This is a genomic window from Streptomyces inhibens, assembly GCF_003389455.1.
Lineage (GTDB): Bacteria > Actinomycetota > Actinomycetes > Streptomycetales > Streptomycetaceae > Streptomyces > Streptomyces inhibens.
Window position 1 is genome coordinate 1 of sequence record NZ_QUAC01000018.1, and the last position, 9,762, is coordinate 9,762.

The 9,762-nt window shown below is 70.9% G+C and carries 8 protein-coding genes and 1 pseudogene; 4 read left to right on the plus strand and 5 right to left on the minus strand.

What is annotated here, in order from left to right; genetic code table 11:
- From DY245_RS03105 to DY245_RS03115, 3 genes and pseudogenes are all read left to right on the plus strand, one after another.
- A pseudogene (locus tag DY245_RS03105) lies at positions 1-810 on the plus strand (S-adenosylmethionine:tRNA ribosyltransferase-isomerase); the annotation flags it as partial.
- 16 nt (positions 811-826) lie between these two features.
- On the plus strand, positions 827-1,528 hold the full coding sequence (locus DY245_RS03110) for a nitroreductase family protein (protein ID WP_181923496.1): 702 nt from the start codon (positions 827-829) through the stop codon (positions 1,526-1,528).
- 315 nt (positions 1,529-1,843) lie between these two features.
- Positions 1,844-2,629, plus strand: coding sequence for a transglycosylase SLT domain-containing protein (locus DY245_RS03115; protein ID WP_128503205.1), 786 nt, complete (start codon positions 1,844-1,846; stop codon positions 2,627-2,629).
- A gap of 92 nt (positions 2,630-2,721) precedes the next feature.
- Here the strand turns inward: DY245_RS03115 and DY245_RS03120 are convergent, their stop codons facing one another.
- A complete protein-coding gene (locus DY245_RS03120; protein WP_128503207.1) occupies positions 2,722-5,313 on the minus strand; it encodes an ABC transporter ATP-binding protein/permease in 2,592 nt (863 codons plus the stop codon).
- Positions 5,314-5,943: 630 nt separating this feature from the next.
- Here DY245_RS03120 and serB point away from each other — a divergent pair.
- Positions 5,944-7,191: a phosphoserine phosphatase SerB gene (gene serB, locus DY245_RS03125; protein ID WP_128503210.1), complete on the plus strand. Its 1,248-nt coding sequence runs from the start codon at positions 5,944-5,946 to the stop codon at positions 7,189-7,191.
- A 168-nt stretch (positions 7,192-7,359) separates the two neighbouring features.
- Here serB and DY245_RS03130 read toward each other — a convergent pair whose 3' ends face one another.
- The 4 genes from DY245_RS03130 to DY245_RS03140 all read right to left on the minus strand — a co-directional run.
- Positions 7,360-7,878, minus strand: a complete 519-nt coding sequence (locus DY245_RS03130; protein ID WP_128503212.1) for a SixA phosphatase family protein — start codon at positions 7,876-7,878, stop codon at positions 7,360-7,362.
- An 89-nt stretch (positions 7,879-7,967) separates the two neighbouring features.
- The gene (locus DY245_RS03135) at positions 7,968-8,177 is read right to left on the minus strand and encodes a hypothetical protein (RefSeq protein ID WP_128503214.1); all 210 of its coding nucleotides are present in this window, start codon (positions 8,175-8,177) and stop codon (positions 7,968-7,970) included.
- Between the two features lie 206 nt (positions 8,178-8,383).
- Entirely contained in the window at positions 8,384-8,500 is a 117-nt protein-coding gene (locus tag DY245_RS47450; RefSeq protein WP_280524943.1) for an SGM_5486 family transporter-associated protein, read from the minus strand.
- Between the two features lie 16 nt (positions 8,501-8,516).
- Positions 8,517-9,762 (minus strand): CynX/NimT family MFS transporter (locus DY245_RS03140; RefSeq protein ID WP_244942799.1); only part of this gene is annotated, 1,246 nt, incomplete at its 5' end.

Consider the following 9,762-nt stretch of genomic DNA (forward strand, 5'->3'; position numbering starts at 1 on the left):
CGGACGGCCGGGGCAGCACCCGGCCGCGGGCGGGCGGACCGGCCGGCACGGTGGTGCGGCTGCCGGGCCGGGCGCGGCTGGTGCTGGAGACCCCGGTGGATCCGGGCGGCGTACGGCTGTGGTGGGCGCGGGTGGCGGGCGCGCGGGTGCCGGAGCTGATGCGGCTCCACGGGCGGCCGATCCGCTACGGCTACACGGACCGGGACCAGCCGCTGGCCGCGTATCAGACCGTCTTCGCGGTGGACTCGCCCGGCGGCGGCAGCGCGGAGATGCCGAGCGCCGCCCGGCCCTTCACCGCCGACCTGGTGGCGCGGCTGGTCAGCAGGGGGGGTGCAGTTCGCGCCGATCTCGCTGCATACGGGGGTCGCGTCGGCGGAGGCGTTCGAGCCGCCGTATCCGGAGCGGTTCGTGGTGCCGCCGGCGACGGCGTGGCTGGTGAACGCCGTACGGGCGTGGCGGAGAGCGGCGCCGCGGGCGGGTGGCCCGGCGCGGGGCGGCTCGGGCGGGCGGGTCATAGCGGTCGGCACCACGGCCGTACGGGCCCTGGAATCGGCGACCGGGGCGGACGGGCGGGTGCGGGCCGCGGCCGGCTGGACGGACCTGGTGGTGACGCCGGAGCGCGGGGTGCGGGCGGTGGACGGCCTGCTCACCGGGCTGCACGAGCCCACCGCCTCGCATCTGCTGATGCTGGAGGCGGTGGCGTCGGCGACGGCGGACGGGGAGGCGCTGCGGCGCGCGTACGCCGCGGCGGTGCAGCGGCGCTATCTGTGGCACGAATTCGGCGATCTGCATCTCCTGCTGCCGGGGTGAGTTCCAGACTCGGCGCATGTCGCCATCAACGAGGAGCTGGGTGCCGACCCACGGCGCCCCCTACCGGCCGGTGCCGTACCGGCCCGAGCGGATGCCCGTAGCCGAGTCGCTGGCCCGCGCCGCCGAGCTGCGGGAGCGGATGGACCAGCGACGTACGGTCCGCCAGTTCGCCGCCGACCCGGTGCCGGAGCAGGTGGTGAAGGACGCGATCGCCTGTGCGGCCACCGCGCCGTCCGGGGCGCATCAGCAGCCATGGACGTTCGTCCTGGTCAAGGACCCCGAGGTACGCCGCCGGATCAGGACGGCGGCGGAGGCGGAGGAGCGGGTCTCCTACGAGGGGCGGCTGGGCGAGGAGTGGCTGGCGGCGCTGCGGCCGCTGGGCACGGACGAGGTCAAGCCGCATCTGACGGATGCCCCGCAGCTGATCGTCGTCTTCCAGCAGCGGCACTGGCTGGGCGCGGACGGCAGCAAGCGCAAGCACTACTACGTGGACGAGTCGGTGGGCATCGCGGTCGGCATGCTGCTGTCCGCGCTGCATCTGTCGGGGCTGGCGGCGCTGGTGCACACACCGAGCCCGATGCGCTTCCTGCGGGAGGTGCTGGGGCGGCCGGCCAACGAGAAGGCGTTCGCGGTGATTCCGGTGGGCCATCCGGCCCCGGAGTGCGAAGTGCCCGATTTGATCCGAAAGTCCCTTGATCAGGTCATGGTCGAGATCTGACGCACACAGACTGTGCATTTGCAATTACGTCCGGCGAGATAAACCCTTCCGCACTGTGACGCCGCGCATAGGACGCACATCACTTACGACCCGGGTTAGTGGACCCCTAAAAACGGTGTGAGCTGGGAAGCGACCATTCGGGACGCGATATTCCCGCTATGGGTTCCACTAACTCGGATCGTACGTCACACCTTTGCCTGGCGAATTTCCGGCCGCTAAGAATGGCTCCCATCGCTCGGCGCCGTGATTGAAAGCTCGGCGTTGGCCGCCGCTCAAGGCCCGTGCGATGCCCCCCATTGGAAGGTCTGTCCCGCCATGCCCAAGCACGCCACTTCTGGTCTCCACCGCCTGACCCGGACGCACAAGCTCTCCGTCGCTGGTGTCGCCGCCGCCGGTGCCGCCGCTCTGGTCTTCGCCGTCGTTCCGGGTGCTGACGCCGATCAGGCAAAGAGCCAGGCCACTGCCGTCGAGAATGTGAAGCCGGTTGCCTTCGCCGCGGTCGGCACCGCCGCAAAGGCCCAGCAGGCCACGATCACCAAGCAGGCCGACGACTCCGCCGCCAAGGGCAAGGCCGAGGCCGCCGCCAAGAAGGCCGCTGCCGAGAAGGCTGCCGCCAAGGCGAAGGCCGCCGCCAGGGCGAAGGCTGTCGCCGCGGCCAAGGCCGAGAAGGCGCACCAGGCAAAGCAGGCCGCGAGCCGGTCCGCCGTCCGCGCCGCGATCCCCGCCGCGGCCCCGAAGCCGGCCGCCAAGCCGGTCGCCAAGCCCGCGGCCAAGACCTACCCGGACAACCTCGACGGCTGGATCCGCGAGTCGCTGGACGTCATGGCCAAGAAGGGCATCCCCGGCTCGTACAACGGCATCCACCGGAACATCATCCGGGAGTCGAGCGGTAACCCGATGGCGATCAACCTCTGGGACATCAACGCCAAGAACGGCATCCCGTCCAAGGGCCTGCTGCAGGTCATCGACCCGACCTTCAAGACGTGGCACGTCGAAGGCACCTCGTGGAACATCTACGACCCGGTCGCCAACATCACCGCCGCCTGCAACTACGCGGCCGACAAGTACGGCTCGATGGACAACGTCAACTCGGCCTACTGAGCCACTGGTTCACGCAGTCCGCGTATGCACACACCGCCGAGGGGCGGCACCCGGTGTCGGGTGCCGCCCCTCGGGCGTATGAGCGCTCGGCGCTACTTGCGCATGACCTCCGGCTCGTGGCGGCGCAGCAGCCGCGCGACGGCGAAGGCGAGCCCGATGCCCAGACTGATCAGGATGATCATGTCCATCACGTAGACGCCGGTCTGGTGCTTCCACAGCGGGTCCGGGTTGCCCGGCTCCCACGGCAGCAGGGTGTTCATATCGGCGGTCGCGCCCATCGCGGCGACGGCCCAGCGCGAGGGCATCAGCCAGGCGAACTGGGCGACGCCCACGGTGTCGAAGAGCTGGAAGAGCACGCCGGTGAAGACGACCTGGACGATGGCGAACATGACCAGCAGCGGCATGGTCTTCTCGGCCGTCTTGACCAGCGCGGAGATGATCAGGCCGAACATCATCGAGGTGAAGCCCAGCGCGATGATCGCCAGCGCCATCTCGATGGCCGGGGCCTTCGCCACCACCACGCCCTCGGTGGGCATGTTCCGGGTCCAGAAGCCGATCGTCGCGATGATCACGCCCTGGAAGGCGGTGACCACGCCGAGCACGATCACCTTGGACATCAGATACGCCGACCGTGACAGGCCGGTGGCCCGTTCACGCTCGTAGATGACCCGCTCCTTGATCAGCTCACGGACCGAGTTGGCCGCACCCGAGAAGCACATACCGACCGCGAGGATCAGCATGATCGTGCTGGCGTCGCGGTTGGTGCGGCCCTTGGCCATCGGCCCGTAGCCGAGGCCGAAATTGCTGGGGATCAGCATCGAGACCACACCGAGCACCGCCGGCAGGATCACCATCAGGGCCAGGAAGCCGCGGTCGGAGGCGAGCACCGAGACATAGCGCCGCATCAGCGTCCACAGCTGCGAGCCCCAGCTCTGGGACTTCTGCATCCGGGCCGGCGGCGGCTGGATCGTCACCGACTGCGGGGCGACGGCGTCGATGTCCGCGGCGTACATCTGGTAGTGCGGGGAACCGCGCCAGCGGCCCATCCAGTCGTAGTCGCGGTAGTTCTCGAAGGCCGAGAAGACATCCGCCCAGGTGTCGTACTGGAAGAAGTTGAGCGCTTCCTCGGGCGGGCCGAAGTAGGCCACGCCGCCGCCCGGGGCCATCACCAGCAGCTTGTCGCAGATACCGAGTTCGGCCACCGAGTGGGTGACGACCAGAACCGTACGGCCGTCGTCGGCGAGGCCGCGCAGCAGCTGCATGACATCGCGGTCCATGCCCGGGTCGAGGCCGGAGGTCGGCTCGTCCAGGAAGATCAGCGACGGCTTGGTCAGCAGCTCCAGGGCCACCGAGACGCGCTTGCGCTGGCCGCCGGAGAGCGAGGTGACTTTCTTGTCCTTGTGGACGTCGAGCTTGAGCTCGCGCAGCACCTCGTCGATCCGAGCCTCGCGCTCGGACTCCGCGGTGTCACCGGGGAAGCGGAGCTTGGCGGCGTACTTGAGGGCCTTGGCGACGGTCAGTTCCTTGTGCAGGATGTCGTCCTGCGGGACCAGACCGATGCGCTGGCGCAGCTCGGCGAACTGCTTGTAGAGGTTCCGGTTGTCGTAGAGGACATCGCCCTGGTTGGCGGGGCGGTAGCCGGTCAGCGCCTTGAGCAGCGTGGACTTGCCGGAGCCGGACGGGCCGATGACGGCGATCAGCGACTTCTCCGGGACGCCGAAGGAGACGTCCTTGAGGATCTGCTTACCGCCGTCGACGGTGACCGTGAGGTGGCGGGCCGAGAAGGAGACCTCGCCGGTGTCGACGAACTCCTCCAGGCGGTCGCCGACCAGCCGGAAAGTGGAGTGGCCGACGCCGATGATGTCGTTCGGGCCGATCAGCGCCGTACCGGACTTGGCGACCGGCTGGCCGTTGACGTAGGTGCCGTTGTGGCTGCCGAGGTCGCGGATCTCGAAGCGGCCGTCGGGTGTGGCGCGGAACTCGGCGTGGTGGCGGGAGACCTGGAGGTCGGAGACGACCAGTTCGTTCTCCAGCGCACGACCTATGCGCATCACCCGGCCCGTGTCGAGGCGGTGGAACGTGGTCGGGCTGCGGTCACCGTGGACCGGTGCGCCGTCCGCCTTCTGCGCGGGGCGCTCCTGGGGCTGCCGGGCCTGCTGCGGGGGAACGGCCTGCTGCGGCTGCTGGGCCTGCTGCGGCGGGAGGTACGGCTGCTGCTGAGCTTGTGGCGGCGCCTGCCAGCCCTGCTGGGCGGGCGGCTGCTGCTGGACGGGCGGCTGCTGGGCCTGCGGCTGGTGCGCGGGGGGCGCCTGCCAGCCCTGCGCGGCCTGCTGCTGCGGCGCCATCGCGGGCGGCGCGCTGAACGCGTCGGCCGTCGGCGCCGGGGCCGACAGGGTCACCCGAGGACCGTCGGTGGCGTTGCCCAGATGCACGGTCGAGCCGGGGCCGATCTCCATCTGGTGGATCCGCTGGCCCTGGACGTAGGTGCCGTTGGTGCTGCCCTGGTCTTCGATGATCCAGCTGCGGCCGGCCCATCGCACGGTGGCGTGCCGCCAGGAAACCCTGGCGTCGTCGAGCACCATGTCGCCCTGCGGATCACGGCCCACGTTGTAGGACCGGGACGGGTCGAGCGTCCAGGTCCTTCCGTTCAATTCGAGTACGAGTTCAGGCACTCCATGCCCCATTACATAGTCCCCCGAGTGACGCCCTGAATGGGAAGTCTAGGGATGGCGAACATCGTGAGGAACTATTTCAGGCTCGGCCCTCCGACCGGAAACCGGGACGGGANCTGAATGGGAAGTCTAGGGATGGCGAACATCGTGAGGAACTATTTCAGGCTCGGCCCTCCGACCGGAAACCGGGACGGGACTGGGGTGCGAACGGCTCCTGTTGGGGCCGCCAAACACTCCCGGAGCGCGGGAAGAACCCATGGATGCGCAGGGATCACCGGATTACGGGTGTTCCGGACGCGGCGCTCTCCGGCGGGGTGGACGGGGCCCGCCAAGGACGTCATGCGCGCCCGCCACAGAGGCCGCATGATGGGATGAAGCAGACAAATCAATGATCGATATCGCGGTCCGCCGCGGTTGCGTTCCGTCATCGGTCCGAACGCGTCGCCCCGGCACGGGTGTTGGCGTGGGCGCGCTCCGGCCCCTGCCTGCGGGCCGGGGCGGGCCGGACACGACTCGATAACGATCGACGGGGCTCGCGGGGCGGGGGCCATGGGGTGCGGGCGCGGAGGCACGGGGCCGGGCGGGTCCGAACCCCGGACACCCGTACGGACGCGACGGCCCGGCGGTTACCGTAAGGGCACCATGAGCGCATCGCAGATCCCGCCTGCCACCGCCGTACCGGGCGATGACGTACCGACCCTCCTCGTGAAGATCTTCGGGAAGGACCGGCCCGGCATCACCGCAGGTCTCTTCGACACCCTCGCTGCCTACTCCGTCGATGTCGTGGACATCGAACAGGTGGTGACCCGGGGGCGCATCACGCTGTGCGCGCTGGTCACCGCCCCCTCCCCCGCCCAGGGCTCGACCGGTTCCTCCGAGGGCGACCTGCGGGCCACCGTGCACAGCTGGGCCGAGTCGCTGAACCTCCAGGCGGAGATCATCTCCGGCCGGGGCGACAACCGTCCGCGCGGCACCGGACGTTCGCATGTCACCGTGCTGGGGCATCCGCTCACCGCGGAGTCGACCGCCGCCATCGCCGCCGCCATAACGGCCATCGGCGGCAACATCGACCGCATCTTCCGGCTTGCCAAGTATCCGGTGACCGCCGTCGAGTTCGCGGTCTCCGGCGCGGCGACCGAGGCGCTGCGCAGCGTGCTGGCCCCCGAGGCCGCGCAGCTCGGCGTGGATGTCGCCGTGGTGGCGGCCGGGCTGCAGCGCAGGGCCCAGCGGCTGGTCGTCATGGACGTCGACTCGACGCTCATCCAGGACGAGGTCATCGAGCTGTTCGCGGCGCACGCCGGCTGTGAGGCCGAGGTCGCCGAGGTGACCGCCGCCGCGATGCGCGGCGAGCTGGACTTCGAGCAGTCGCTGCACGCCCGGGTCGAGCTGCTCGGCGGGCTGGACGCGTCCGTGGTCGACGCCGTACGCAAGGAGGTACGGCTCACCCCCGGCGCCCGCACCCTGGTGCGGACCCTCAAGCGGCTCGGCTATCAAGTCGGCGTCGTATCGGGCGGTTTCACGCAGGTCACCGATGCGCTCAAGGAGGAGCTGGGGCTGGACTTCGCCTCCGCCAACACCCTGGAGATCGTCGACGGCAAGCTCACCGGCCGGGTCACCGGCGACATCGTGGACCGGGCCGGCAAGGCCAGGCTGCTGCGTGACTTCGCGCATCAGGCCGGGGTGCCGCTGGACCAGACGGTCGCGATCGGTGACGGCGCCAATGACCTCGACATGCTCAACGCGGCCGGCCTCGGCGTCGCCTTCAATGCCAAGCCGGTGGTGCGGGAGGCGGCGCACACCGCGGTGAATGTGCCGTTCCTGGACACCGTGCTGTATCTGCTGGGCATCACCCGCGAAGAGGTCGAGGCGGCGGACACCCACAGCGAGTGAGCGCGGCCGGCCCCGGCGGCCGGGCGTGGGTGACCTACGGGAGACATACCGAAGATCTACGGGAGAAGGGCCCCGGCGGGTGCCGGGGCCCTTCTGTGTGGCCTGTGCGCCTCGGCAGCCGGGCCCGGGGCCGTTCGCCTCAGCGGCGCCGGTGGTGGCTGCCGTGGCTCATTCGTGCGGGGGGAGGTAGGCGACGAGACGGCCGACGCCGTGCTCCACGGACTTCCAGGAGCCGGTGAACTCGATCACGGCGATCGCCGCCGTCGGGAACCCGCCGCGGTTCATCCGCGGCAGCAGATCGCCCTCCGCCTCGCCCGCGAGCGCGTCCGCGAGGGCGTGCATCCCCGGATTGTGGCCGACCACCATCAGGTCGTTCACCTCGTCGGAGGTCTCGTTCAGCAGCGCGAGGAGCTCGCCGAGGGAGGCCTCGTACAGTCGCTCCTCGTAGACGGTCTTGGGCCGCTGCGGCAGCTCGTGGACGAAGAGCTTCCAGGTCTCCCTGGTGCGGGCAGCGGTCGAGCACAGGGTCAGATCGGGGGTGATCCCGGCTCCGGCCAGCCGGCGGCCGGCGGCCGGGGCGTCCTTACGGCCGCGCTCGGCGAGCGGGCGCTCATGGTCGGATTCCTCCGACCATTCGGCCTTTGCGTGTCGGAGGAGGACAATCCGGCGGGGTGTGTCGGCGCTCATGCGTCCCAGCTTCGCACGAAAGACGGCGCGTGGCGCGGGGTGTTGAAGCGCTCCCCCCTGCAGGGTGACGCGCGGGCCGCAAGGGGGCATCACGCGCCGATGCGGACAAGCCCGGCGAGGAATTCCAGCAGCGCGGCCAGGCCCTGCGGGGCGCTCGCCGCACTCGCCTCGGAGGGGCTCGCCACCAGCGCCAACAGGGCTATGAAGGAGACCACCGGCAGGGCCAGCGCCCACCACGGCAGCCGCTTCCGCAGGCGGTGGGCCTTGGCTGCGGGTGACCGGCTGAACACGGCGGACATACGGATCGCCTCCGCGGCGCATCGAAGGGGCGCGCGCCCGCGGGCTGCGGCGCGCTCACCGCTGCGGTGCGGTGTACTTCGAAGCTACGGATCACCGGCGGCCGTTCCCACCCGGGAAGCCACCCACTTACCCCTGACCCTGACCCCCTAGGGGACGGTGGGGATATCCCCACCCCCACCCCCCGCAGGGCCGGGCCGCCGCCCGGTCATGGCGCGGCGATACTCGCGATGATCGCGACGACGACGGTCACACCGAGCATGAGGCCCAGGACCAGGAGCAGCTTCTTCTGGCCACCCTGCGGATTCGGTTCGAGCACTGGCATGCGCCCAGTGTCGCACTCACGACTCGTCCTCGATCCGGCGGTCCCGCCCGGCCAGCACCCCCACCGCGATCTGCGGCACCATGAGCCCCGCCATCAGGGCGATCGGCAGCCCCCAGCCCCCGCTGTGCTGGTAGAGCGTGCCGACCAGCAGCGGTCCGGGGATGGAGATCAGATAGCCGACGCTCTGTACGAAGGCCGAGAGCTTGACGACCCCGGCGGAGCTGGTCGAGCGCATCCCGATCATCGTCAGGGCCAGCGGGAAGGCGCAGTTGGAAATGCCCATCAGCAGCGCCCAGACCCAGGCGCCGGCGGCCGGTGCCAGCCACAGCCCTGCGTAGCCGGCCAGGCCGCAGATGCCCAGCAGCACCGCGAGCGGACCCTGATGCCGCATCCGGGTCGCCAGCCGCGGCAGAACGAAGGAGAGCGGGACGCCCATCGCCATCGTGACGGCGAGCAGCACGCCCGCCGTACCCGCCGAGACCCCGGCGTCGCGGAAGATCTGCGGCATCCAGCCCATCGTGATGTACGCGGCGGTGGCCTGCAGACCGAAGAAGACGGCCAGCGCCCAGGCGGTCGGTGACGAGGTGATCCGTACGGGGGGTTCCGCGGGCCGCGCCGCCTCGCCCGCGGACGGTCCGGCGGCGGTGCGGCGCTGCCGTATCACCGCGAGCCAGGGCAGCACGGCAACCGCGGCGAGGGCGCCCCACACCGCCAGGCCGGTGCGCCAACTGCCGCCCAGCGCCTCGGTCATGGGGACGGTGAGCGCCGCGGCGAGCGAGGTGCCCAGCGCCAGCGCCATCGAGTAGAGGCCGGTCATCGGGCCGACCCGGTCGGGGAACCAGCTCTTGATGACGACCGGCATCAGGACGTTGCTGACCGCGATGCCGGCCAGGGCGAACGCGCTGGCAGCGAGGAAGCCGCCGGTGCCGCCGGCGTACGGGCGCGCCACGACGCCCACGGCGATCGCGGCCATGCCGGCGCAGACGACCGCACCGGGCCCCCAGCGCCTGGCCAGCCGGGGCGCCGCGATACCGAAGACGGCGAAGCACAGCGGCGGCACGGAGGTCAGCAGCCCGGCGAGGGTGCCGCTCATGCCGAGACCGTCGCGGACCTCCTCCATGAGCGCGCCCAGGCTGGTGATGGCCGGCCGGAGGTTGAGTGCGGCGAGAACGAGACCGGCGATCACGATTCCCGGCAGCCGGCGGCCGGCGGCCCCGGCGGCCTTCGGCGCGGCTCCCTGGGGGCCCGGCTGCGGCCCCGGG

Excerpts from the sequence above, each read along its gene's own strand:
- DY245_RS03110 (WP_181923496.1), top strand. The coding sequence starts at position 827 with ATGTCGCCATCAACGAGGAGCTGGGTGCCGACCCACGGCGCCCCCTAC.
- DY245_RS03115 (WP_128503205.1), top strand. The coding sequence starts at position 1,844 with ATGCCCAAGCACGCCACTTCTGGTCTCCACCGCCTGACCCGGACGCAC.
- DY245_RS03120 (WP_128503207.1), bottom strand. The coding sequence starts at position 5,313 with ATGGGGCATGGAGTGCCTGAACTCGTACTCGAATTGAACGGAAGGACC.
- serB (WP_128503210.1), top strand. The coding sequence starts at position 5,944 with ATGAGCGCATCGCAGATCCCGCCTGCCACCGCCGTACCGGGCGATGAC.
- DY245_RS03130 (WP_128503212.1), bottom strand. The coding sequence starts at position 7,878 with ATGAGCGCCGACACACCCCGCCGGATTGTCCTCCTCCGACACGCAAAG.
- DY245_RS03135 (WP_128503214.1), bottom strand. The coding sequence starts at position 8,177 with ATGTCCGCCGTGTTCAGCCGGTCACCCGCAGCCAAGGCCCACCGCCTG.
- DY245_RS47450 (WP_280524943.1), bottom strand. The coding sequence starts at position 8,500 with ATGCCAGTGCTCGAACCGAATCCGCAGGGTGGCCAGAAGAAGCTGCTC.